The organism is Thiohalobacter thiocyanaticus, assembly GCF_002356355.1.
GTDB classification, from domain to species: Bacteria; Pseudomonadota; Gammaproteobacteria; order Thiohalobacterales; family Thiohalobacteraceae; genus Thiohalobacter; species Thiohalobacter thiocyanaticus_A.
The window spans coordinates 3,045,671-3,070,014 of the sequence record NZ_AP018052.1; the positions used below are offsets into that span (position 1 = coordinate 3,045,671).

Here is a 24,344-nt window from a genome sequence, read left to right on the forward strand (position 1 = left end):
CTCCGGCATGGCCAGGCGCAGGAAAAAGCCCACCGATATACTCGTGATGCTGATTGGCTTCGGTCTGATCGTCGCCATCTTCGTGTTCGTCATCCTGTTCGCGCCGAGCGATCCGTTCGGTGACAGTCAGTTCATCGAGGATGTCGGTGACGCCAACCGTCCACTCTGACCCCCCTCAACATGGAGCCTGTCTGATGTCCGAATATTCACATGTGCTGGTCGCGGTCGATTTCATGCCGGACTTCGAGCAGGTCACCCGCCGCGCCATGCAGGTCGCCGCCCACGGCCAGGCCCGCCTGTCGCTGGTGCACGTGGTGGAATTCCTGCACCTGGACCTGGCCAGCGAACTGGTACTGCCGGAGGACGTGACCCTGGAGACCCAGGTGATCGAAACCGCGCGCAACAAGCTCGCGGAAATGGCCGCCTCGATGGACTGGCCGGGGGAGATCAAACACCATCTGGAGACCGGCTCGACCAAGCACGAGATCCTGCGCGTGGCCGAGGAACAGAAGGCGGATCTGATCGTGATCGGCAGCCATGGCCGCCACGGCCTGGGCCGCCTGCTGGGATCGACCGCCAACGGGGTGCTCCAGGGCGCGCCCTGCGACGTCCTGGCGGTGCGGATCCGGCCGGCCTGAGCCTTAGCGCCGGAGCGTGGGGCTGTAGCCGTAGACGGTCGGGTGATCGGCCGCGGCCGAGGTGACGGCAGCCGGCGCCGGATCCGTGCCCACGGCCAGGGTGCCGGTGGTCACGACCACGCCCAGCCCGACGAACACGGCCAGCAGGACCAGCGGATCGGGTTTTCGATAATGGTGTCGCATATCCCTCGCTCTCTGGCAGGCATGATTGCCCGCCCCTCTTGTTATGCAAGGATCGGTCCGATGGCACCGAAACTTGAGGAATTGCGACGCAATTCTAGACCGGTGGGCGCTGCCTGCCGTGACGGGGGTCACATTCTCCCCGTCGCGTAGCCTCCGGATGCGGCTCAGCCGCGGTATTTCGGATCGACCCAGCAGCGCGGCAACGCCTCGCCGGAGGGGAATACCAGGCCGGTCTTGGGATAGCTGGCCGGGTCCTGCATTTCCTCGCCGGCATGCATGCGTCCGGTCACCTCGTCCCGACAGGGGTCGAACAGGGCCCCCGTGTCCAGGATCTCGATCAGGTCACCATTGATTTTGTCTTTGAGGTACATGCCGTCTCCTTTGCACTGTCTGTCACCCACAACTATAGCCGTTCCGCCTGCGTTCGTGTTGACCCCTGTCAATCCTGCAGTTTCCCCGCCAGGTCCTTTGTGCCATCATCCGGAGCATCCGGCAGGACACGGACAGCCAATCGTTTTTTCAGCCATGACCCACCTCGACTGCCGCATCCATGCCGACCGCGAAGCGCTCAGCCGCGCCGCGGCCGAGCGGGTCACGGCCCTGTGCCGGCAAGCGGCCTCCGCACGCGGCACCTGCCATCTTGCCCTGGCCGGCGGCAGCACGCCGCGGCAGCTGTACACACTGCTGGCCGAACCGGACTGGTCGCGCCAGCTGCCCTGGCCGGCACTGCAGATCTACTTCGGCGACGAGCGTGCCGTACCGCCGGACCACCCGGACAGCAACTACGGCATGGCCCGCAGCGCCTGGCTGGCCTGCGCCCCGCTGACCGCCGGGCAGATCCACCCCATGGCGGCCGATCCCGGGCGGATCGATCTGGACGCGGCCGACTATGCCGCCCTGCTGGAGCGCAGGCTGCCCCGCAATGAGGCAGGAGTGCCTGTTTTCGATCTCATCCTGCTTGGTCTGGGCGCGGATGGCCACACCGCCTCGCTGTTTCCCGACACCCCGGTACTGGACGAGCGTACCCACTGGGTGGCACCGGTGTACCCTGGCCCGGGCGAGCACTGGCGCCTGACCCTGACCCTGCCCGTGCTCGAGGCCGCCCGCCACCTGCTGTTCCTGGTCGCCGGCGCGGACAAGGCCGGCGCCGTCGCCCGGGTGCTGGGGACACCCGCCGGCGCCGATCCGCTGCCGGCGCAGCGCATCAAGGCGCAGGGCCGGGTGGAATGGTATCTCGACGCGCAAGCGGCGGGAGGCCTGCAGGCATGACCCGGGAACTGGTCCTGGCCGGGGACATCGGCGGCACCCACACCCGGCTGGTGCTGGCACCGGCCGGGAACCTGCGCGACTGGCGCAACGAACGTCGCTATGCCAGCAGCGATTTCGCCGCGTTCGACAACCTGCTGGCCGACTATCTGAACAGCTGCGAAGCGCCGCCGGCCCGGGCCTGCCTGGCCGTCGCCGGACCGGTGCTGGGCCGCCCGGACCAGGGCCGGGCACGGGTGACCAACCTGCCCTGGGATCTGGACAGCATTGCGCTTGCCCGTCACCACGGCCTGGGGCGGGTGCGGCTGATCAACGACTTCGCCGCCGTCGGCCATGCACTGGACGCCCTGCAACCGGACGATCTGGCCTGCCTGCAGCCCGGCCGGCCGGTCATCGGCGCCAACCGCGCCGTGATCGGCGCCGGCACCGGCCTGGGCCATGCCAACGTGGTGACCTGCACCAGCGGCGGCAGCGAGGTCATCGCCGCCGAGGCCGGGCATACCGACTTCGCGCCGCAGACCCCGCTGCAGTGGGAACTGCGCCAGGCGCTGGCGGCGGAGCTGGGCAGCGTCTCCTGGGAGCACCTGGTGTCCGGCCCCGGCCTGGTGCGCCTGTACCGTTTCCTGTGCCGGCAGATCGACGGCACGCCCGCGATCGATCCGGCGGCCGCGGATGCCGCCGCGCGCATCACCGCTGCAGCCGCCGCCGGCAGCGACGCGGCAGCCGAACAGGCCGTGGCCGAATTCGTGCGTCTGTACGGCGCCCAGGCCGGCAACTGGACACTGGCCACCCTGCCCCACGGCGGCCTCTACCTCGCCGGCGGCATCGCCCCGCGCCTGCTGGAACAGCTGCAACGGCCGGGCTTCCTCGCCGCCTTCCATGCCAAGGGGCCGATGCGCGAACTCATGCAGGGCTTTCCGGTACACATCATCACTCATCCCCAGCCGGGCCTGCTGGGCGCACTGCAGCTGGCGGCCGCGGACTGAACCGACGCCCGTCTGCCGCGGCCATTGCCGCTTCCGGGCCGGGGTTATTCGATCCGTTTTTGGCAGACGCGGTCGCGATACGTATCCTATGCAACTCGCGAACCGACAGGACACATCATGAGCAGCACGCCCTATCATATCGAGGTCGAGGTACAGACCAGCTATATCGAGGAACAGTCCAGCCCGGAGGACAACCGCTACGTCTTCGCCTACACCATCACCATCCACAATACCGGCAGCGTGGCCGCCAAGCTGCTCACGCGGCACTGGATCATCACCGACAGCAACGGCAAGACCCAGGAGGTGCGCGGCGAGGGTGTGGTTGGCGAGCAGCCCCACCTGACGCCCGGCGAGCGCTTCCAGTACACCAGCGGGACCATGATCGAGACCTCGGTGGGCAGCATGCGCGGCAGCTACCAGATGATCGCCGACGACGGCGTGGAATTCGACGCCGAGATCCCCGCCTTCACCCTGTCCATTCCGCGTACGCTGCATTGAACGGACTTCAAAACCGCAACGCAGAGGCGCGCAGGCGCAGAGAACGCAGAGATTTTTCTTTGTATGATTGCAGCCGTAGCAGTGAGATTCATCCGATACTGTTCGGTTCATTCCGGTGCATGTCGGAATCCATAATATCCTTGGCGTCCTCTGCGCCTGCGCGCCTCTGCGTTGAACAAACACCCCAGGTAACCCGCCGCCATGGCCGTCTACGCCATCGGTGACGTCCAGGGCTGCCTGGACGAACTGCGGCGGCTGCTGGACCGGCTGCAGTTCGACCCGGCCGTCGACCGGCTCTGGTTCGCCGGCGATCTGGTCAACCGCGGCCCGAAGTCACTGGAGACGCTGCGCTTCATCCGCGGGCTGGGCGCGGCTGCCATCAGCGTGCTGGGCAATCACGACCTGCATCTGCTTGCCATCAGCCGCTATGCCGACCGGCTGAAGTCCCGTGACACCCTGCTGCCGATCCTGGAGGCTCCCGACCGCGAAGCGCTGCTGGACTGGCTGCGCGGTTGCCCGCTGGTCCATCACGATGCGGCGTTGGGCTACTGCCTGGTGCACGCCGGGCTGCCGCCGCAGTGGGACCTGGAACTGGCCCTGGCCTGCAGCCGCGAAGTGGAAACCGTGCTGCGCGACGACGACCGCTGCCGCGACTTCCTCGCCCACATGTACGGCAATCAACCCGATACCTGGTCGGCGGATCTCAGCGGCCATGACCGCCTGCGCTGCATCGTCAATGCCTGCACCCGGCTGCGATTCTGCACCCGGGAGGGAACCATGGAATTCCGCCACAGCGGTCCGCCCGGGAACCAGCCGCCCGGCTTCCTGCCCTGGTTCGAGGTCCCCGGCCGCGCCAGCCACGATCTGAAGCTCCTGTTCGGGCACTGGGCCTCGCTGGGGGGGACCACCGACGCCCCCGGCGTGTTTGCGCTGGACAGCGGCTGCGTGTGGGGCCGGCAGCTCACCGCCCTGCGTCTGGACACACCGACGCCGCAGCGGATCAGCATCGACTGCCCCGGCACCCGCCGGCCCGGGTAGGATAGGTGCAGGCGCTCAGCGCCGAAACCCATCGCCATGACAGATCCAAGTGATGGGTTGCACTTCGTTCCACCCATCCTCCTCACTCAACAAAAAAAGGCCCTCCCCGAAGGGAGGGCCAAGACCTCAGTGCAGGCCAGAGGAAGTGTATTCGTTTACTGCCCGCGGGCGTCAGTCGAAGGGCCACCACCAGCGTTTGGTCTTGCCCTGGGGCGCATCGTCATCCTGATGGATGCGGTCCTGGTCGCGCTGCTGAACCTGTCCGCCCTTGCCTTCGCCGTTCTTGCCATAGCCCATGCCCTGGCCGTTGCCCTCGCCCTGGCCCTTGGCTTTCGCCTTGGCCTTCATGGCGTCGCGCTCGGCCTCCGGGTCGCGATAACGTTCCCGGTCCTGATCCATGTCGCGGTCCTGTTCCAGCTTGCGCTCCTCGTTGCGTTCACGGACCTCGGCGCTGCGCTCCTGGCCGTAATTGTCATTGCTGTAGCCCTTGCCCATGCCATTGCCGCCACCGCCACCGCCGCCGGCAGCCAGCACCGCGCCGCTGCCGGCCAGGGTCAATGCTGCGATGGCAAGGACGATGGTTTTGCGTACTGCGTTCATTTCAACTCTCCATACTGTTGTGTTCAGGATGGCTACAGCATGCGCCCGCCAAGCTGAATTCAGGCTTAATTAATAGCAGACACCACAGCGATTGTTATGGGGGAAACGGGCGGCTTGACGGATCTGTGATGCAGGTCACATTCACCGGTGAGGCAGACGGGGAAACCGTGTCGGAAAACTGCCGCAAGCAGGTGAAATCAGGGCTCCAGTGAAAGTGCGCAGGCGCACCCTGCGGCGACGTCAGTCGCGCCGGCGCTCCATCTGGACGAAGCGATAGGGATAGGGGTTTCTGTCATCCGGTGCATGCGCTTCGCGACTGACCTCGACCCAGTCGGTCGGGTCCCACTCCGGCAGCCAGGTATCGCCCTCGAAGTCGTGTTCGATCACGGTGAGATAGATACGTCCTGCCCGCTCCAGGGTCAGGGCGAAGAGTTCGGCGCCGCCGATGACCATGACCTCAGCGGCGGCGTCGGCCGCTTCCAGCGCGGCATCGAATGAATCGACCACATCGCAGCCGGTGGCCCGATAGGCCGGATTGCGGCTGACCACGATGTTCTGCCGCCCCGGCAGCGCCCGGCCGATGGATTCATGGGTCCTGCGGCCCATGATGATGGGCTTGCCCAGGGTCACCCGCTTGAAATGCGCCAGATCGGCCGGCAGGTGCCAGGGCAGGCCGTTGCGGCTGCCGATCAACCGGTTGCGATCCATAGCGACGACGAAGGCGATGATCACACCGCCACCGGCGCCTTGATATGGGGATGGTGTTCGTAGCCGACCAGTTCGAAGTCCTCGAAACGGAAGCCGAAGATATCCTTCACCTCGGGATTGACCCGCATCACCGGCAGCGGATAGGGCCGGCGCGTGAGCTGTTCGTCGGCCTGTTCCAGATGATTCAGGTACAGATGCGCATCACCCAGGGTATGCACGAAATCCCCCGGCTGCAGATCGCACACCTGCGCCAGCATCAGGGTCAGCAGGGCGTAGGAGGCGATATTGAATGGCACACCGAGGAAGATGTCGGCGCTGCGCTGGTAGAGCTGGCAGGACAGCCGGCCTTCGGCGACATAGAACTGGAAGAAGGCATGACAGGGCGGCAGCGCCATGCGCTCGATATCGGCCACGTTCCAGGCGCTGACGATGATGCGGCGCGAGTCCGGGTTGTGCTTGAGCTGCTCCACCACCTGCGCGATCTGGTCGATGTGGCGCCCGTCGGGCGTCGGCCAGCTGCGCCACTGATAGCCGTAGACGGGCCCGAGATCGCCGTTGTCATCGGCCCACTCGTCCCAGATGCTCACCTTGTTGTCATGCAGGTATTTGACATTGGTATCGCCCTGCAGGAACCACAGCAGTTCGTGGATGATGGAGCGCAGGTGCAGCTTCTTGGTGGTGACCACCGGGAAACCCTCGCCCAGATCGAACCGCATCTGGTGACCGAACACACTGAGCGTACCGGTGCCGGTGCGGTCCTCCTTCTTGACGCCGTGCTCGCGCACATGGCGCATGAGATCGAGATACTGCTTCACGTTGTTGCCTCTTGTTCGAGTGAGGAGTGAGGAGTGAGGAGTGAAGCACTGCAGGAAACCCTGACTGGTGCGTCATTCCGATGCATGCAGGTATCCGGATACCGCTGCGGCCACTGGATCCCCGCCTGCGCGGGGATGACGGGCAAAGATAGCGCGGCGGCCCGGGAAGATATGGCCGCCACTTTCACGCTTTTCTCCTCACTCCTCACTCCTCACTCCTCACTCCTCACTGCGACGCCCACGATACGCCAGCCACAGCAGCAGCGCGCCGAACAGCACCATCGGCACCGACAGCAGGTGCCCCATGGTCAGCCAGTCGAAGGCCAGATAACCGAGGTGCCGGTCGGGCTCGCGCACGAACTCCACCGCGAACCGGAAACCACCATAACACAGCAGGAACAGTCCCGAGACCGCCATGCGCGGCCTCGGCCCCGACGAGAACCACCACAGGATGATGAACAACACCAGCCCCTCCAGCAGGGCCTCGTAGAGCATGGACGGATGCCGCGGCTGGCTGTCCACGAAGGGGAACACCATGCCCCAGGGCAGATCGGTGGGCCGCCCCCACAACTCGCCGTTGATGAAGTTGCCGATGCGCCCGGCGCCCAGGCCGATGGGCACCAGCGGGGCGATGAAGTCGGTGACCTGGAAGAAACTGCGGCCGGTCCGGCGCCCGTACAGCCACATCGCCAGCAGCACGCCCAGCAGCCCGCCGTGGAAGGACATACCGCCCTGCCAGATGCGCAGCAGCATCAGCGGGTCCTCCAGGAACAGGCCGAAGTTGTAGAACAGGATATAGCCGATCCGGCCGCCCAGGATCACGCCCAGGGCGACGTAGAACAGCAGATCGCCGATCTCCTGTGCCTGCCAGCCGGAATCGGGCCGTTGCGCCCGTACCCGGCCCAGCCACCAACCGCCGATGAACCCCACCAGGTACATCATCCCGTACCAGTGCAGGGCGAAGTCGCCGAAGCGGACGATGGCAGGATCGATATCGGGGTAGGTCAGCATGCTCAGTCCTTCACCACGCGACAGTACATCGCCTTGAGGTAGTCGGTCTCGACGATGGCGGGATGGCGCGGATGATCCGCCGCCTGCTGCCCCCATTCCAGGATCTGCAGCCGCCGGTCCACATGGCGCGCCGCCCGGTGCACCGTCCGGCGGAAGACCTCCGGCTGCATATGATGCGAGCAGGAGGCGGTGATCAGGAAACCGTCCCGGCCCAGCAGCCGGATGGCCAGCTGGTTCAGCCGCTGGTAGGCCTCGGTGCCGGCCTCGATGTCCTTGCGCCGCTTGATGAAGGCCGGCGGATCCAGGATCACCAGGTCGAAGCGCTCATCGGCCTCGCGCAGGGCCTTGAGCACCTCGAAGGCATCGCCCTGGCGGGTCTGCATCTTGTCGCCGACGCCGTTCAGCCCGGCATTGTGCCCGGCCCGCGCCAGCGCCTCGCCCGAACTGTCGACGCAGGTCACGGCCGCGGCCCCGGCCAGTGCGGCCTGCACGCCCCAGGCGCCGACATAGCTGAACACATCCAGCACCCGCGCGTCCCGCGCATAGCGGCGCAGCCGAACCCGGTTGTCGGCCTGATCAAAAAACCAGCCGGTCTTCTGCCCGGTCTGCAGCGACACCTCGAACCGGGCCCCGTTCTCGCTCAGCGCGACCGGCTCCGGCACCTCACCCAGCGTCTCGACATAGGTCTCCAGCCCTTCCAGCCGGCGCACCTCGACGTCGTTGCGCAGCAGGATGCCACGCGGCTGCAGCACCTGTTCCAGCGCGACGATCACGGCCGCTTTCATGGCCTCCATGCCGGCGGTGGTCAGCTGCACCGCCAGCACGTCACCATAGCGGTCGACGACCAGCCCCGGCAGGCCGTCGGCCTCGCCGTAGCAGAGCCGGTAGCAGGGCTGATCGAACAGGCGCTGGCGCAGGGACAGGGCAACCTTGAGCCGGTGCACCAGCAGCGACTTGTCCAGCACCTGGTCCGGATCCCGGCTGATCAGCCGGGCGCAGATGAGCGAATGCGGATTGACATAGCCGCTGCCCAGCGGTCGGCCGTTGTGGGCCTCGATACGCACCGGCTGGCCGGGCGCAAAACCGGTCAACGGCGTGGCGCGGGTGTCCACCTCGTTGCTGTAGATCCACAGGTGGCCGGCGCGCAGCCGGCGCTCCTCGCGTTTTTTCAGGCGCAGGGGGGCAAGCGGAGATGCGGTTTCGGCAAGGGGCATGGGGCGGGCCTTCTCGGTCAGGCCCGCCATTGTACCGAAGTCGGGCAGGGCCGGGGTAGGATGGGTGAAGCGCAGCGCAACCCATCGCGCGCGGTGTTCGATGGGTTACGGCGCAAGCGCCTTCACCCATCCTACGGCCGGCGACGCAGCGCCAGCGGCAGGAAAACCAGCGCACACAGCACTTCCAGCCCGCCGACGATCACGAAGGCCGGGGTATAGCTGCCGAACAGGCTCACCAGACTGCCGCCGGTGAGCGGGCCCAGCACAAAGCCGAGCGAGCCGGCGAAATTGAACCCGCTCATGGCCAGGGCCTTGTGCTCGGGCCGCGACAACTCGGCCACCAGCACCAGCGAGGGCGCGTACATGAGTGCGGCGGTCACGCCGCCGGCGAACATCAGCCCGGGAATGGATGCGCCCGGCACCAGCCCCACCGCCGCCAGGGTCAGGCCGTAGGCCGCGCTCCCGAGCAGCATCATCAACAGCGGGTTCCAGCGCTTCGACAACAGTCCGGCGGGGAAGGTCAGCAACGCGAAGGGGATCAGGAACAGGGCCATGGTCAGCCCGATGCGGCCCGCATCCAGGCCGATCACCTGGCTGAGGTACAGCGACAGGGTGGAGACGATGAAGCCCACGGTCAGCCGGTCGACGAAGGCGAAGGCATAGGGCAGCAGCAGCGGCCGGTTGGCCGGCAATGCCCGCAGCAGCTGGCCCAGTCCGCCGTGGCTGCGCCCGACGGGCAGGTCGCGCAGCGCCAGTGCGGACAGCGGGGTGAGCAGCAGCATCAGCCCCGTCCCCCACTGCAGTACCCGTTCCGCGTCCGTATTGCCGAGCCAGCCGCCCAGGGGGGCGCCGCTGGCCACGCCCAGACTGATGGCCGCCCCCACCAGTCCCATCACCGCGCCGCTGCCGCGGCGGCGGGCATGGTCCGCGGCCAGGGTCATCAGCAGGCTCAATGCGGTGATATGGGCACAGCCCTCGACGAAGCGCCAGGCCAGATAGACGGGATAGCTCCAGTCCTGCAGCAGCATGAACAGCGACAGGGCGTTCATGGCGAAGGCGCCGGCGATGATCGGCCGGCGCCGCTGCCACAGGTCGGACAGCAGCCCGGCCAGCGGCACGCACAGCAGCGCGCCGAGCATGTTGGCCGACATGAACAGGTGCTGGGCGAACTCACCGAGGTCCGGGTAGCGGCCCACCGTCAGTTCGCGCAGTACGGGCACCATGCCGGTGACCGGCAGCATCAGCAGGTACAGGGCAAGTACGATCAGGCCCAGCTGCATCAGCGCGTCCCTGTGTCCCGGCCGGACCCTTCGAGGGCGCCGGCCAGGTCTGCTGCACGCCACAGCGCCAGGTCGGCGGCATCGCTGCGATAGGGCCAGAGCGCGACCGCACCCGGGCCCAGTCCCGGCCAGTCGGCCTGGTAGAGAATCACATATCCCCGGGGATGGGCGCGCACCCAGTCAGCCACCGCCGTCCGCTCGAGCTCGGTCAGCGGCCGCTGCAGCCGGCCCGGAAACTGGAACTGGCCATGATATCTGCCCGCATGCGCCACCGGCGCACCGGCCTGTTGCAGTTCGGCGATACGCCGGGCGGCCGGCCACAGGTCATAGGCAGGGGCCGCGGCCGGCAGAACGGTCAGATGGCCGGCCATCACCACCAGTACCGTGGCCACAGCGGTCAGCCGTGCCTGGGCCGGGACCGACACCGGCGGCACGGCCAGGGTCAGCAGGCCGGCCCCCACCAGGACCAGTCCCGGCCATAGCGGCAGATCCCGCACCCAGAAAGCCGCCTCGGGACGGACCAGCATGGGCGCCAGGGCCAGCAGCCCGCCGCCGAGCATCAGCCAGGCCGCCGCCAGTCCCGGCCGCCGCGGCAACCCGGGAGGGGCAGCGGCCAGCCGCGCCAGCAGCAGCACGGCGACCGGGACCAGCGGCAGCAGATACTTGACCTGCTTGCCGCTGACCAGGCTGAAGGCGAGCAACACCGGCAACAGCCAGGCGAGCAGGAAGCGCAGCTGCCGCTCCCCGCGCCAGTCGCCGCAGCGCAGGCCGCGCCAGAGCCGCCCCCACAACAGCCAGGGCAGCAGGAGCACAGGCAGCCAGGGCAGATACCACCACCAGGGCTGGCGATGGGCGAAGGAATCCACCACCCGGCCCGCGGTCTGTCCCCAGAAGATGGCATCGCGATAGGCCGCACCGCCGGCAATCCCCGCAGGCACCGCCCAGGCCAGCGCGATCGCCGCGCCCACCGCCACGGCACCGAGCAGGCCGGCATACCAGCGCCGCCAGCCGTGACGGACATCTGCCCACAGGGGGGCCAACAGCGCCGTCGGCAGCAGGTGCAGCAGAATCACCGGTCCCTTGCTGAGTACGCCGAGTCCGATCGCCAGCCCCAGCCACCACCAGCCGCGCCGAGCGCCGTCCGCCGCGGACAACAGCCCGAGCATCCCGGCCAGGGTGCAGGCCACCAGCAGCAGATCGAACTGCACCAGGGTGAGAAAGGCCGTCCACAGCGGCAGTCCGAGCAGCAGCCAGGGAGCAAGCTGTCTCACCAGCGCCAACTGCGGCCACAGCCGCCGCGCCAGCATCACGACTAACACAAGATTGAAAAGCGAGAGCAGGGGCGCGACCAGACGCGGCCACCAGTCGTTGACGCCGAAGACCGCCCAGCCGGCCTGGATCAGCCAGAACAGCAGCGGCGGCTTGTGATGGTAGGCCTGGCCGTTGAGATGGGGCACCAGGAAATCGCCGCGCAGCCACATCTCCCAGGCCACCGCCACATATCGGGTCTCGTCCACCGGCAGCAGGGGCCGCAGCCACAGCACCACCGCCATGAGCGCGGCCACTAGGGCCGGCAGGACGGCCGCATCCGGCACCGGCAGACGGACAGAACTCATGCCCCCAGTTCCCGGTCCAGGGATTCGTCCAGGGTGCGGCCGCGACGGTAGCGCCGATAGAGATAGATGCCGAGGGCGCCGGAGATGATGAACAGCACGATCGACAGCGTCGTGCGCAGCACCGGCTGCAGGGTCATGCCGCTGCCGAGCAGGGCAAACACGACCGTCTGCGGGATGTAGCCGATGGCCGAACCGAGAAAGAAGGGCGCCGGCCGCACGCTGGAGACCCCGGCGGCGAGGTTGACCATCAGGTTCCAGCCCACCGGCAGCAGCCGGATCAGCAGGGTCATGGAGAAGGGGTTGTCATGGATGAAGCGGTCCACCCGGCGGATGCGTCCGGCCAGCCGCGGCCGCAGCAGCCGCCGGCCGGCCAGGCGACCGAAGCCGAAGGCCAGCATGCAGCCCAGCGCCGAGGCCAGCAGGGCGAACACCGCCCCGGGCATGAAACCGAAGGCATAGCCGCCGAGAAAGGAAACGAACTGGCGCGACAGGCCGGCACCGATGAACAGGGCGCCGACCGCGACATAGGCCAGCCCGCCCCAGGCCTGGCCGCGCACATGGGTATCGATCCAGGCGGTATTGAGGTAGCGGCTCATCACCAGCCCGGCCAGCACGAAGCCGGCCATGAGCATCAGTCCTCGCAGCAGCAGACGGCGGTTCACTCCGCGTCCACCTCCGAGACCAGGGGCCGCTGCGCCCGACGCTGCAGCCAGGCCACCCCGCACAGGTCCACGATGCCGACCCAGAGCCGATCGAATACCCCGTACTTGCTCTGCCCGCGCGCCCGCGGCCGGTGATTCACCGTCACCGACACCACCCGACCGCCGGCGCGCTGCACCAGCGCAGGCAGAAAACGGTGCATGTGATCGAAGTCTGGCAACTCGAGGAAGACGTCGCGGCGGAACAGCTTCAGTCCACAGCCGGTATCCGGCGTGTCGTCGCCCAGCAGCCGGCGGCGCACCCCGTTGGCCACGCGCGAGGCCAGGCGTTTGGCCGCGCTGTCGCGGCGCTGTCGCCGCCAGCCGGCGATCAGCCACAGGGGCGGACTGCCCTGATCGGCACGCAACCGCGCCCACAGCGGGGGGATATCGGCGGGATCGTTCTGGCCGTCGCCGTCCAGGGTGGCGATCCAGGGCGCGTGCGCCGCCCGCACCCCGCTGCGGATGGCCGCGCTCTGGCCACAGCTGGCGGCATGAGACAGGATGCGCAGGCGCGGAAACTCATACCGGCAGTCGCGCAACTGCGTGAGGGTGACATCGCGGCTGCCGTCGTCCACATAGATCACCTCGTAGTCGAAGCGGCCTTCCAGCGCAGCGCGGATCTCCTCCAGCAGGGGCCGGATATTGTCCGCTTCGTTGAAGACCGGTACCACGACCGATAAATCCATGTGCCGTCTCGGTGTAATTGAGTTCGGCCGGAACCGGCCGGTATAGTCGGCACCAGATTATATAGGTTAGGTCCGGAGGCCGCATGACTGACGTCAAGACCAATCACCTGGCCGGCGAGACCAGCCCCTACCTGCTGCAGCATGCCGACAATCCGGTGGACTGGCATCCCTGGGGGGAGGAGGCCCTGGCACTGGCCCGCAACCAGGACAAGCCCATCCTGCTTTCCATCGGCTACTCGGCCTGCCACTGGTGCCATGTCATGGCCCACGAAAGCTTCGAGGATCCCGGGGTCGCACAGGTGATGAACGAACTGTTCGTCAACATCAAGGTCGACCGCGAGGAACGCCCGGACCTGGACAAAATCTACCAGGTCGCCCACAGCCTGCTCACCCAGCGCAACGGGGGCTGGCCGCTGACCATGTTCCTCACCCCGGAGGAATGCATTCCCTTTTTCGGCGGCACCTACTTTCCCAAACAGCCGCGCTTCGGCCTGCCCGGCTTCACCGAACTGCTGCAGCGGGTCGCGGACTTCTACCGCGAGCGCAAGGACGCCATCGCCACCCAGAACCAGGACCTGATGCGCGCCATGCAGGCCATCGCCGCGCCGCAGCGGGTCGAGTCCGCCGAGTTGAGCCTGCTGCCGCTGGACGTGGCGCGCCGCCAGCTGGAAGAGCAATACGATGCGGCCCGCGGCGGCTTCGGCCAGGCACCCAAGTTTCCACACCCCGGCAGCCTGGAACGGCTGCTGCGCCACTGGGATCGCAGCCGCCGGCAGGGCAACCCCGACACACGCGCCCTGGAGATGCTCACCCACACCCTCGAGCGCATGGCCCTGGGCGGGATCAACGACCAGATCGGCGGCGGCTTCTGCCGCTACTCCACCGACGACGACTGGATGATCCCGCACTTCGAGAAGATGCTCTATGACAACGGCCCGCTGCTGGCGCTGTACAGCCAGCTGCATGCCGCCACCGGCGAGCCGCTGTTCGCCCGCACGGCACACAGCACGGCCGAATGGGTGATGCGCGAGATGCAATCTCCGGAAGGCGGCTACTACTCCAGCCTGGATGCCGACTCTGAAGGCGAGGAAGGCAGGTTCTATGTCTGGACGCCGGACGAAGCGCAGGCCGCGCTGAGCGCGGAGGAATACGCCGCCTTCGCCCCGCGCTACGGCCTGGAGCGCGCGGCCAATTTCGAGGGCCGGTGGTATCCGCATGTATTCGCGCGCATCGATACCATTGCCGCCGATCTGAACATCGATACCGCTGAGGTCGAACGCCGGCTGGACAGTGCCCGGGACAAACTCTTCACCCTGCGCGAGCAGCGGGTGCGCCCCGGCCGCGACGACAAGATCCTCACCGCCTGGAACGCGCTCATGATCCGCGGCATGGCCATCGCCGCCCGCCAGCTGCAGCGGCCCGACTATGCCGACTCAGCCGAACAGGCGTTGGAGTTCATCCGCAACACCCTGTGGCAGGACGGCCGGCTGCTGGCCACCTGCAAGGACGGACGCGCGCATCTGAATGCCTACCTGGATGATCACGTCTACCTGATCGACGCCATCCTGGAACTGCTGCAGGTGCGCTGGAACAGCGCTGACATGCAGTTCGCCCTGGAACTCACCGAGGTCGTGCTCAGGCATTTCCAGGCCGACGACGGCGGCTTCTACTTCACCGCCGACGACCACGAGGCCCTGATCCAGCGGCCCAAACCGGTGCATGACGACTCCCAGCCCGCCGGCAACGGCGTAGCGGCGCACGTGCTAGTCCGCCTGGGTCACCTGCTGGCGGAGCCGCGCTACCTGGACGCCGCCGAGGCCACCCTGCGCGCCCTGTGGCTGCCGATGGAGCAGAACGCCTTCGCCTGCACCCGCCTGATCGACGCCCTGGAGGAATTCCTCGACCCCGGCGAGGCCGTCATACTGCGCGGCGAGACCGAGGCCGTCCAGGACTGGCAGATGGATTGCGCCGCCGCCTGCGCCCCCAGGCGCCTGTGTCTGGCGATCCCGAATGACGCCGCCGATCTGCCCGAGGCACTTGCCGAGAAAATACCGCGGGAAGGAACGATCGCCTATATCTGTACGGGCACCCGGTGCTCGCCGCCGATCAGCAGGCGGGAAGAACTCCGCGAGGCACTGGCCTGATCAGGCCTTCTTCACAAATTCCGATTTCAGTTGCATGGCGCCAATGCCGTCGATCCTGCAATCGATATTGTGATCGCCCTCGACCAGCCGGATATTCTTTACCTTGGTGCCGACCTTCACCACCGAGGACGAACCCTTGACCCTCAGGTCCTTGATCACAACCACGCTGTCGCCGTCCTGCAGGACATTGCCATTGGCATCCTTGACCACCTGCCCCATATCAGCAGTCTCTGCCTCGCCATCAATTGACCATTCGTGCGCGCACTCGGGGCAGATGTACAGACTGCCATCCATGTACGTGTACTGCGACCCGCACTGCGGACATCTGGGTAATTCACTCATGGTTTTCACTTCATCCTGTCGAACGGAGCGGAAAGTATACGCCATCGCCGATCCCCTCGATTCCTCAAACCCTGGGACTCCGAGCCGTTTGCCGCCACGGGACAGAACCTGACAGGGTGGGTTCACGGCGACCAGGCAGACCCCGCCATCTCTCCACTCCGGGCACAGCCCAAACCCGGCACCAGTACATCCCCATACCGTGGTGACTTGACGGCACGCCTTACTTCACATAAGTTAGTAAACGCTCACTTATATGCAGGGATGTGCATGCATATATTTCCAACTCACTGAAATATATGGAGACAAATCATGAGCGACTTTGACCAGGAACTGGATGCACGCGGCCTGAACTGCCCCCTCCCCATTGTGCGGGCGAAAAAGGCGATTACCCCGATGAACGTCGGTCAGGTACTCAAGGTGGTGGCCACCGACCCGGGCTCGGTGAAGGATTTCGATGCCTTCTGTCAGCAGACCGGCCACGAACTGGTCGCGAGCCGGGAGGGCAACGGGGAATATGAATTCCTCATCCGCAAGACTTCATGACCCGACATGACCCGGCGCATGAAAGGCCCGGAACGCCGGGCCTCGATCCTGGCGGTGGCAAAGGTGCTGTTTGCCGACCGGGGCTTTCACGGGGTGTCGGTGGATGAGATCGCACGCCGGTTGGGCGTCAGCCCCGCCGTGCTCTATCGCCACTTCGACTCCAAGGAGGCGTTGTACGGGGCCGCGCTGGACGAGATCGCCGGCCGGCGCGAAAGCTACGTGGAGGCAGCCCTTTGCGGGCCGGAGGATTTCGCCAGCGTACTGCTGCGCATGACCCGGGTGTTCGCCGCCAGTGTGGCACGCGACCCGGACTACCTGCGCATGGAACTGCACGGCATGCTCGAGGACGCGGCGGTGGCCCAGCGGTTTTTCGATTCGCGTTGGAAGAGCTTCACCGACTTCATCGAGATCAGCCTGGCCGAACTGGCACCCGGGAATCAGGTCGGTCGGGTGGATGGCCGCACCGCCAGCCTGATGTTCCAGGGCATGGTGCGCGAGGCCCTTTACGCCAAATGCATCCTCGACGCCCCGCGCTATCGTGACATTGCCCTTGATGATCTGATCGAACAGCTGATCGGGCTGTTTCTGAACGCCGTTGGATACAGTACGGAATCACGACAATGACACAACCTGCAGAGACAACCGGTCCGATCGATGTACCGGTGACCTACCGCCGCGAATGGCAGGACGGCTTCGGTGCGCGCGGCTGGAAGCTGGACATCGCCATCGACGATGCATTCGTCATCGCCAGCACCGCCTATACCGGCGGCAACATCCCCACCTCGGTGCTGATTCATGACATCGTCGACCATCATCTGTGCGGCTTCACCCTGAGCGGCCACCGCGACGAGGCCATGGCCCTGGTTCAGCTGCGCGAACGCACCGGCACGGACATCCGCCCGGATTATTCCCAGATGGTGGATGAGGATATCCTGCAGGGACTGGTCAACGGCGAGGCGCCGGAGACCTTTCTGCCGCCGGACCTGGCACGACAGCTGCCCGAACAGGGCACGCCAGCCGAACGCATGCACGCGCTGCGGAAACGAATCGGGGAGCAGGCGCTGCGCGAGCGACTCATCACCCGCTTCTTCGAACTCGGCGAGCAGGGCCGGCAGCGAGCAGAACAGGCCTGGCGACGCCTGGGACTGGAATACGCACAACGTGCGGCCATTGCCCTGGCGCTGCAGCGGCTGCTGGAACGGGCCGATGCCTGGATGCTGGAACAGGATATCGAGGCCCTGCAGGGGCGGTTCGTGATCACCCCGGAGGAATGCCGGCTGGAGATGGACGGGCAGGTGTGGGAGGATAAGCCGTAGGTCGGGTTAGCGCAGCGTAACCCGACTTCCCGCGGCAGCTGTCGGGTTACGCCTTTCAGGCTGACCCGACCTGCATTCTTCTCACTCCTCACTCCTTACTCCCACACCAAGATACCCGCACAGATCCTCCAGGCGCAGCGGCCGGCTGAACAGGTAACCCTGGCCGATATCGGCTTCGTGTTCGCTCAGGAAGTCAGCCTGGGCTTCGGTTTCCACGCCCTCGCCCACCACCTGGATGCCCAGCCCCTTCGCCATGGCGATAATGGCCAGACACAGGGCTGCATCGCCGGGGTCGGTGGAGATGTCACGGACGAAATCGCGGTCGATCTTGATTTCGCTGAAGGGGAAGCGCTTGAGGTAGCTCAACGAGGAATAACCGGTGCCGAAGTCATCCATGGACAGACGCATGCCCATACGCACCAGGGCATCCAGACAGCCCATGGTGGCCTCGTCGTCCTCGACCAGCAGGCTTTCGGTGATCTCGATGAGCAGACCGTCCGGTGCCAGCGCATACTCGTCCAGGTAATGGCGGAAGCGTTCCAGGAAGCTCGGCTCCCGGAGCTGGCGCGAGGAGATGTTGATGGAGACGGCCAGATGCCGCCCCAGGGTCCGGTTCAGGGCCGAGATGTCCGCGAACACCCGGTTGAGCATCCATTCACCGATGGGATTGATGAGACCGCTTTCCTCGGCCAGCGGGATGAAACGGTCCGGCGGCACCTCGCCGAAACGGCGGCTGCTCCAACGCATCAGCGCCTCGCAGCCGATCACCTGACGGGTCTCGAGGTCAACCTGGGGCTGATAAACCATGTACAGCTCACCTCTTTCGACGGCGTGGCGCAGCTCGGTTTCCAGTTCCAGGCGCAGGGCAGCGTCGCGATTCATCTCCGGGGTGAAGAAGCGATAGGTGTTTCTGCCGGCCGCCTTGGCCCGGTACATGGCGGTATCGGCGTCGCTGAGCAGCACGTCCGGGTCCTGGCCGTCATCCGGGTAGACCGCAATGCCGATACTGGCGGAGACAATCAGTTCACGCTGTTCGATCTGTACGGGCCGGGACATCGCCTGCAGGATCTGTTCGGCAACGGCTTCTGCGCGTTCCAGTCCCTGAAGTTCGGGCAGCAGGACCAGGAACTCATCCCCGCCCCAGCGCGCCAGGGTCTCACCCGCCTCCAGCGTCGCCTGGAAACGCCCCGCTGCCTCCACCAGCAGCTTGTCGCCCACCCGATGGCCGAGCGAATCATTGATGTTCTTGAAATTGTCGAGGTCGATGAACATGGCCGCGACCTGGGTGTGATTGTGCGCCGCCCGGCTCAGCCCGACCTGCAGCCGGTCCATGGCCAGCGCCCGGTTGGGCAGGTGCGTCAGCTGATCATAGTTGGCCTGACGGATCAGTTGCTCTTCGGCACGTTTGCGGGCGGTGATGTCGGTGGCGACATGCACCATGCCCCTGAAGCCGTCGACGAGACCGAACGGTGCCAGCGAGTACTCGCGCCATTCGCCCGTCTCGCTCAGGTACTGCTCATAGCTGGACAGCGGCTGGCTGCTGTGGACATGCTGGCAGATGACGCACTCGGCCTGGGAATACTGCGCGGAGTGGAACAGATCATGGCAGTGCCGCCCGACCACCGCCTCCGGCTCCCGGCCTGCCCGGGTGGCCGCCGCCCGGTTCACCTGGCGGATGATGCCGTCGGCATCCACCAGCAGGGTCGGGTCGGGAATCGCGTCATAGGTGCTGGACCCCCGTGCCAGCACCCGGTAGGGCGCGGTCAGGGTGGTGCGGATGACGGCGTAGTAGATCAGCCAGAATGACAGCAGCTTGAGAATGTGTCCGATCAGAAGCGGGGTGCTGTAGACGCTGTGGTAGAGCGTGAAGGTCAGTTCGGCGGCCACGGTGAGCAGGATGGCGCCGATCATCAGGAAATAGATGTCCCGGTCCATGTGGCCGCGGTACCAGGTCAACAGGCCGGCCGAGGCCATCAGCAGCAGAATCACCACATATTCGCTGAGCACCTTGAACCGGGTCAGCCCCTCACCCTCGACATAGGCGTCGGGAATGACGCCGGAGAAGACCCAGCTCGCCAGCAGCCAGGCGATCAGGCCGAACAGCAGCAGCAGCGGTACGGGCTGGACCCTGCGGGTGAAGAACAGCGGGCCACTCAGCAGCAGCAGGGCCTCGAAATAGCGGGTTACGATCCAGAACTCGATCGTCATCCCGGCATCGGGCGCGGGGATCACACTCACACCCGGAAAGCTCAATGTATGCAGCAGGTCCAGGATGGCGATCCAGAAATACCCCACCCCGAGATACATCAGGTAGTGGTTGCGGGAAAAACTGTAGGTGTGCCACGCCACCACCGACAGGATGATGGCCACCATGATGGCGAACAGTTCGGCCAGGGTATGGAACAGGACGAAGTTGGTCTGGCTGATCAACACCAGCAGCAGGCTCAGACCGAGCGGGACCACCCAGCCGCGCCAGCCCGCGAAAGGCTCTGCCAGATAGCCCAGCCAGGACGGCTGGAGCACCTCTTCCAGACGCGTATTCATCTTTATTTTCAGAGACCTGAAGTTATCTTGCCATTACCGCCGGCCATTATAACCATATTAATTTAATGGATATTAGCGGGGATGGGAGCGGGCATCAATATCGATGTTAACGGATTGAAACAATTATTACTTTAGAGGAATCGGTGAAAGAGTGAGGAGTGAGGAGTGAGGAGATCTGTGGCCCGAGCCTCGACCGTCAGGCCTTTTCACTGCATGTCCCTCGGGCACCGGGATATGCGGCTACGGTTAAACAACGTCATCCCCGCGCAGGCGGGGATGACGTTGGTTGCTTGACGACTTACCAGGCCAGTCCGTGGCCGAAGCTTTCCTTGTAGCGCTCCTCGAACTCGGCGCGGCTGAAGCTGTGGTTCTGGGTGCCGTGCTTCTCGATCTTGATCGCCCCCATCATGGCGGCGATGCGACCGGTGGTCTCCCAATCCATATCATTCATCAGGCCGTAGAGCAGGCCGGCGCGGAAGGCATCGCCGCAGCCGGTCGGATCATTGATTTCGTGCGGCCTGGCGGCCGGGATATCGATGCGCTTGTTCTTGAGATAGATCTCCGAGCCCTTGGCGCCGCGGGTGATGATCAGGGCCTCGACCCGCTCGGCGATCTCGTGCGGCGACCAGCCGGTGCGTTCCTGGATCAGTTCGCCCTCATAGTCGTTGACGCAGACATAGCTGGCCTTGTCGATGAAATCCTTCAGGTCGTCGCCGCCGAACAGGGGCAGCCCCTGGCCCGGGTCGAAAATGAAGGGAATGCCGGCCTCGGCGAACTGGGTCGCGTGCTCGATCATGCCATCCCGGCCGTCGGGCGAGACCATGCCCAGGGTCACGCCGCTGGCGTCCTGGACCCGGTTCTGATGCGCCAGATCCATCGCACCGGGATGGAAGGCGATGATCTGGTTGTCGTCCATGTCGGTGGTGATGAAGGCCTGCGCGGTATAGGTCTCGTTGATCTGCTTGATGTGGTCGCGCGCGATGCCGTGCTGGTCCATCCATTCGGCATAGGGGCCGAAGTCCGCGCCCACCGTGCCCATGGGCTTGCCCTCACCGCCCAGCAGCTTGAGGTTGTAGGCGATGTTGCCGGCGCAGCCGCCGAACTCGCGGCGCATGTCCGGCACATGGAAGGCCACGTTCAGGATGTGGACCTTGTCGGGCAGGATGTGGTTCTTGAACTTGTCGTGGAACACCATGATGGTGTCATAGGCCATGGAACCACAGATCAGAGCAGACATTCGGATACCTCCGTTACAGCTTTAAATGAATTCGATAAGAACCAGAGTAATAGCCACGGAATACACGGAAAGCACGGACAATTCAAAGCAGGTTGGGTCAGGCGCGCAGCGCCGTAACCCAACAAGCCGCCTGCAGAACCAGAGACACCGTCATCCCCGCGTAGGCGGGGATCCAGTTGCCGCGGCGGTTTATGGATTCCCGCCTACGCGGGAATGACGGTGTAATACCGAAGCCATGTATTCTGCCGGGTTCCACCTGTTGAATGGTTATGCCTTTGTCCGTGCTTTCCGTGTTTTCCGTGGCCATCTCAGAAAAACAAAATCAGCGCCCAGACCGCGCCGGCCGTCAGCAGACTGGTCAGCACCGCCGCCGAACCCATGTCCTTGGCGCGACCGGCCAGGGGGTGGTGCTCGTCACTGAAACGGTCGATGACCGTCTCCATGGCCGAGTTGAGCAGTTCGACGATGGGCACCAGCATCCAGCTGGCGATCATCAGGGCCTTTTCCACACCGGTCTCGCCCAGCCACAGCGCCAGGGGGACGAATACCAGGGTGGCGGCCATTTCCTGGCGGAAGGCCGCCTCGTGGCGCAGTGCAGCGCTCCAGCCGCGCCAGGAGAAGCGGGTGGCGTTGATCAGACGGATGAAACCGGTATTGCCATCCGGTTTGCCCACATTCAGTTCTCCACCCAGGCGAGATCCAGCTCGCGCGCGGCGCGCACATCATCCAGACGCCGCACCGGCTGGGTGTGCGGGGCCTCCTTGAGCACTTCGGCGTTGGTCTCGGCCTCCTCCTGGATCTTCACCATGGCCTCGACGAAGCCGTCGAGTTCCTCGCGCGCCTCGGTCTCGGTCGGCTCGATGAGCAGGCATTCAGGCACCAGCAGCGGGAAGTAGGTGGTCGGGGCGTGATAGCCGTAGTCCAGCAGCCGCTTGGCGAAGTCCATGGCCGTCACATCCAGTTCCTTCTTCTGGCGCTTGAGGGTGACGATGAACTCGTGGGTGGCGCGGCGCCCGGGGAAGGCCAGGTCGAAGCCGGCCTCGCGCAGCTTCACCATCAGGTAGTTGGCATTGAGCGTGGCGAAGTCGGCGACGCGGTGCATGCCCTCGCGGCCCAGCAGCCGGGCATAGATGTAGGCACGCAGCAGCACGCCGGCATTGCCCATGAAGGCCGACAGCCGGCCGATGCTCTGCGGCTTCTCCTTTTCGGTGATCCAGTGATAGCGGTCGCCGTCGCGGCCCACCATCGGCACCGGCAGGAACGGCTCCAGGCGCTCGGACACGCCCACCGGGCCGGCGCCCGGGCCGCCGCCGCCGTGCGGGGTGGAGAAGGTCTTGTGCAGGTTCATGTGGATGACGTCGAAACCCATCACGCCGGGGCGCACCTTGCCCAGAATGGCGTTGAGGTTGGCACCGTCGTAGTAGAGCAGGCCGCCGGCCTCGTGCACGATGCGGGCGATCTCCTGGATCCTGCGCTCGAACACACCCAGGGTGGACGGGTTGGTCAGCATGATGCCCGCCGTCTGCGGGCCGACGGCCTCCTTCAGGGCCTCGAGATCCACATCGCCATCCTTCAGCGTGGGGATCTCGCGCACCTTGTAACCGCACATGGTGGCCGTGGCCGGGTTGGTGCCATGGGCGGCATCCGGGACGATGATCTCGCTGCGTTCAGTGTCACCACGCGCGTCGTGATAGGCGCGGATCATGGCCACACCGGTGAACTCGCCCTGGGCGCCGGCGGCCGGGGTCAGCGAGACCGCCTTCATGCCGGTGATATCCTTGAGCATCTCCTGCAACTCGTACATGCAGGCCATGAAGCCCTGGCCGGTCGCGGCCGGCGCCAGCGGATGCCGGCCCAGGAAGCCGGGCAGCATGGCGTAGGTGTTGCAGGCCCGCGGATTGTACTTCATGGTGCAGGAACCCAGCGGATAGAACTGGGTGTCGATGGAGAAGTTCTTCTGCGACAGCCGCGTGTAGTGACGCACCGCCTGCAGCTCGGACACCTCGGGCAGCCCGGGCACGTCCTCGCGTCGCAGGCCGGCGGGGATGTCGCTGACATCCGCCAGCTCGCGCGGCGAATGGCCGGGGGCCTCGCGGCCGGATCGGGAATGTTCAAAAATCAGCATGATTCAAATGTCTCGTCGGTAAAAGTTCTTGCAAGAGCGCCACGGAATACACGGAAAACACTGAATGTTTTGTTGTCATCGCCGGGCGCGCAGCGCCCGGGCGATGACCCAAGGCTGTCACATAGATATTTCCGTGATTTCCGTGTATTCCGTGGCGCTCTTCTCTTGATCTTAAAAATTCACAACGCCGCGATGGCCTTGTCGTAATCCGGCTCCTGGGTGATCTCGGGCACCTGCTCGGCGTGGACCACCCGGTCGTTCTCGTCAGCCACCACCACGGCGCGGGAGTTGATGCCCGCCAGCGGGCCGTCGGTGATCAGCACGCCGTAGTCCTTGCCGAAGTTGCGGTCGCGCATCATCGACAGGGCCTGCACCTTGTCGATGTTCTCGGCGCTGCAGAAGCGACCCAGGGCAAAGGGCAGGTCGGCGGAGACGGTCAGCACCACCACGTCATCGCGGCCGCCGGCCAGCTGGTCGAACTTGCGCGTGGAGGCGGCGCATACGCCCGTGTCCAGGCTGGGCACGATGTTGATCAGCTTCTTCTTGCCCTTGAAGCTGGCCAGACTCACGTCATTGAGATCCTTGTCCACCAGCTTGAAGTCAGGCAGCTGGCTGCCGACGGCCGGCAGTTCGCCGATGGTGTTGATCGGATTACCTTCCAGCGTGATTTGTGCCATGGTCCACCTCCTGGTGCCTGTGTGTTGATGACATCCCGATTCCGGTTTTCATAGCCACGGAAAACACCGAAAGCACGGACAATTCCATGTAGGTTGGGTTAGGCGCGAAGCGCCGTAACCCAACAAGACACCGTACAAGGGTCAACCGCAGCGCAACCCGACAACGTCCGCGGAAT

27 protein-coding genes are annotated in these 24,344 nt (G+C 65.5%); 10 read left to right on the top strand and 17 right to left on the bottom strand.

The annotated features are described in order from the left end of the window. Window positions 1–7: 7 nt before the first annotated feature. Entirely contained in the window at window positions 8–169 is a 162-nt protein-coding gene (locus tag CFK21_RS15340; RefSeq protein WP_157745710.1) for a hypothetical protein, read from the top strand. Between the two features lie 25 nt (window positions 170–194). Then, window positions 195–638, top strand: a complete 444-nt coding sequence (locus tag CFK21_RS14065; RefSeq protein WP_096367243.1) for a universal stress protein — start codon at window positions 195–197, stop codon at window positions 636–638. Window positions 639–641: 3 nt separating this feature from the next. Here CFK21_RS14065 and CFK21_RS14070 read toward each other — a convergent pair whose 3' ends face one another. Further along, window positions 642–821, bottom strand: coding sequence for a hypothetical protein (locus CFK21_RS14070; RefSeq protein ID WP_096367244.1), 180 nt, complete (start codon window positions 819–821; stop codon window positions 642–644). Between the two features lie 164 nt (window positions 822–985). Continuing rightward, window positions 986–1,192: an acetyltransferase gene (locus CFK21_RS14075; RefSeq protein WP_096367245.1), complete on the bottom strand. Its 207-nt coding sequence runs from the start codon at window positions 1,190–1,192 to the stop codon at window positions 986–988. Between the two features lie 154 nt (window positions 1,193–1,346). Here CFK21_RS14075 and pgl point away from each other — a divergent pair, with 154 nt between their 5' ends. The 4 genes from pgl (at window position 1,347) to CFK21_RS14095 (ending at window position 4,609) form a co-directional block, all read left to right on the top strand. Continuing rightward, window positions 1,347–2,090, top strand: coding sequence for a 6-phosphogluconolactonase (pgl, locus tag CFK21_RS14080; protein ID WP_096367246.1), 744 nt, complete (start codon window positions 1,347–1,349; stop codon window positions 2,088–2,090). Further along, window positions 2,087–3,073 (top strand): glucokinase, encoded by a 987-nt coding sequence (gene glk, locus CFK21_RS14085; RefSeq protein WP_157745712.1) that lies wholly within the window; start codon window positions 2,087–2,089, stop codon window positions 3,071–3,073. Before pgl ends, glk begins: the two co-directional genes overlap by 4 nt. Window positions 3,074–3,190: 117 nt before the next feature. Continuing rightward, a complete protein-coding gene (gene apaG, locus CFK21_RS14090) occupies window positions 3,191–3,571 on the top strand; it encodes a Co2+/Mg2+ efflux protein ApaG (protein WP_096367248.1) in 381 nt (126 codons plus the stop codon). Between the two features lie 201 nt (window positions 3,572–3,772). Then, window positions 3,773–4,609, top strand: coding sequence for a symmetrical bis(5'-nucleosyl)-tetraphosphatase (locus tag CFK21_RS14095; RefSeq protein ID WP_096367249.1), 837 nt, complete (start codon window positions 3,773–3,775; stop codon window positions 4,607–4,609). Between the two features lie 171 nt (window positions 4,610–4,780). On the opposite strand, the gene CFK21_RS14100 is transcribed toward CFK21_RS14095, so the two are convergent. From CFK21_RS14100 to CFK21_RS14140, 9 genes are all read right to left on the bottom strand, one after another. Then, window positions 4,781–5,209 carry a hypothetical protein gene (locus CFK21_RS14100; protein WP_096367250.1) on the bottom strand — a complete coding sequence of 143 codons (429 nt, stop codon included), beginning with the start codon at window positions 5,207–5,209 and terminating at the stop codon, window positions 4,781–4,783. 240 nt (window positions 5,210–5,449) lie between these two features. Beyond that, entirely contained in the window at window positions 5,450–5,941 is a 492-nt protein-coding gene (gene folA, locus CFK21_RS14105) for a type 3 dihydrofolate reductase (RefSeq protein WP_096367251.1), read from the bottom strand. Next, the gene (locus CFK21_RS14110) at window positions 5,938–6,732 is read right to left on the bottom strand and encodes a thymidylate synthase (RefSeq protein WP_096367252.1); all 795 of its coding nucleotides are present in this window, start codon (window positions 6,730–6,732) and stop codon (window positions 5,938–5,940) included. Before CFK21_RS14110 ends, folA begins: the two co-directional genes overlap by 4 nt. Before the next feature lie 219 nt (window positions 6,733–6,951). Further along, on the bottom strand, window positions 6,952–7,743 hold the full coding sequence (lgt, locus tag CFK21_RS14115) for a prolipoprotein diacylglyceryl transferase (RefSeq protein ID WP_096367253.1): 792 nt from the start codon (window positions 7,741–7,743) through the stop codon (window positions 6,952–6,954). A gap of 2 nt (window positions 7,744–7,745) precedes the next feature. After that, window positions 7,746–8,987, bottom strand: coding sequence for a class I SAM-dependent rRNA methyltransferase (locus tag CFK21_RS14120; RefSeq protein ID WP_231971525.1), 1,242 nt, complete (start codon window positions 8,985–8,987; stop codon window positions 7,746–7,748). 101 nt (window positions 8,988–9,088) lie between these two features. Further along, the gene (locus tag CFK21_RS14125) at window positions 9,089–10,237 is read right to left on the bottom strand and encodes an MFS transporter (RefSeq protein ID WP_096367254.1); all 1,149 of its coding nucleotides are present in this window, start codon (window positions 10,235–10,237) and stop codon (window positions 9,089–9,091) included. Continuing rightward, window positions 10,237–11,853, bottom strand: coding sequence for an ArnT family glycosyltransferase (locus CFK21_RS14130; RefSeq protein ID WP_096367255.1), 1,617 nt, complete (start codon window positions 11,851–11,853; stop codon window positions 10,237–10,239). The genes CFK21_RS14125 and CFK21_RS14130 overlap by 1 nt, the downstream gene beginning before the upstream one ends. Beyond that, a complete protein-coding gene (locus tag CFK21_RS14135) occupies window positions 11,850–12,515 on the bottom strand; it encodes a TVP38/TMEM64 family protein (protein WP_197702963.1) in 666 nt (221 codons plus the stop codon). The genes CFK21_RS14130 and CFK21_RS14135 overlap by 4 nt, the downstream gene beginning before the upstream one ends. Next, a complete protein-coding gene (locus CFK21_RS14140) occupies window positions 12,512–13,240 on the bottom strand; it encodes a glycosyltransferase family 2 protein (RefSeq protein ID WP_096367256.1) in 729 nt (242 codons plus the stop codon). The genes CFK21_RS14135 and CFK21_RS14140 overlap by 4 nt, the downstream gene beginning before the upstream one ends. 83 nt (window positions 13,241–13,323) lie before the next feature. On the opposite strand from CFK21_RS14140, the gene CFK21_RS14145 reads away from it, so the two are divergent. Beyond that, window positions 13,324–15,384, top strand: coding sequence for a thioredoxin domain-containing protein (locus CFK21_RS14145; protein WP_096367257.1), 2,061 nt, complete (start codon window positions 13,324–13,326; stop codon window positions 15,382–15,384). Here the strand turns inward: CFK21_RS14145 and CFK21_RS14150 are convergent, their stop codons facing one another. Continuing rightward, window positions 15,385–15,726: a zinc ribbon domain-containing protein YjdM gene (locus CFK21_RS14150; protein WP_096367637.1), complete on the bottom strand. Its 342-nt coding sequence runs from the start codon at window positions 15,724–15,726 to the stop codon at window positions 15,385–15,387. Window positions 15,727–16,035: 309 nt separating this feature from the next. On the opposite strand from CFK21_RS14150, the gene CFK21_RS14155 reads away from it, so the two are divergent. From CFK21_RS14155 to CFK21_RS14165, 3 genes are read left to right on the top strand one after another with little or no spacing between them, the layout of a single operon-like run. Further along, complete coding sequence (locus CFK21_RS14155; protein WP_096367258.1) at window positions 16,036–16,269, top strand: sulfurtransferase TusA family protein; 234 nt, start codon at window positions 16,036–16,038, stop codon at window positions 16,267–16,269. Window positions 16,270–16,287: 18 nt separating this feature from the next. After that, entirely contained in the window at window positions 16,288–16,893 is a 606-nt protein-coding gene (locus CFK21_RS14160; RefSeq protein ID WP_231971526.1) for a TetR/AcrR family transcriptional regulator, read from the top strand. Beyond that, window positions 16,890–17,585 carry a hypothetical protein gene (locus CFK21_RS14165; RefSeq protein WP_096367260.1) on the top strand — a complete coding sequence of 232 codons (696 nt, stop codon included), beginning with the start codon at window positions 16,890–16,892 and terminating at the stop codon, window positions 17,583–17,585. Before CFK21_RS14160 ends, CFK21_RS14165 begins: the two co-directional genes overlap by 4 nt. A gap of 81 nt (window positions 17,586–17,666) precedes the next feature. Here CFK21_RS14165 and CFK21_RS14170 read toward each other — a convergent pair whose 3' ends face one another. The 5 genes from CFK21_RS14170 to tpx form a co-directional block, all read right to left on the bottom strand. Then, entirely contained in the window at window positions 17,667–20,129 is a 2,463-nt protein-coding gene (locus CFK21_RS14170) for a putative bifunctional diguanylate cyclase/phosphodiesterase (protein WP_096367261.1), read from the bottom strand. Between the two features lie 298 nt (window positions 20,130–20,427). Beyond that, entirely contained in the window at window positions 20,428–21,366 is a 939-nt protein-coding gene (locus CFK21_RS14175; protein WP_096367262.1) for a carbohydrate kinase family protein, read from the bottom strand. Between the two features lie 308 nt (window positions 21,367–21,674). Beyond that, on the bottom strand, window positions 21,675–22,040 hold the full coding sequence (locus tag CFK21_RS14180) for a diacylglycerol kinase (RefSeq protein WP_096367263.1): 366 nt from the start codon (window positions 22,038–22,040) through the stop codon (window positions 21,675–21,677). Between the two features lie 2 nt (window positions 22,041–22,042). Next, window positions 22,043–23,491, bottom strand: coding sequence for an aminomethyl-transferring glycine dehydrogenase subunit GcvPB (gene gcvPB, locus CFK21_RS14185; RefSeq protein ID WP_096367264.1), 1,449 nt, complete (start codon window positions 23,489–23,491; stop codon window positions 22,043–22,045). A gap of 179 nt (window positions 23,492–23,670) precedes the next feature. After that, window positions 23,671–24,168, bottom strand: a complete 498-nt coding sequence (tpx, locus tag CFK21_RS14190; protein ID WP_096367265.1) for a thiol peroxidase — start codon at window positions 24,166–24,168, stop codon at window positions 23,671–23,673. Window positions 24,169–24,344 lie beyond the last annotated feature (176 nt).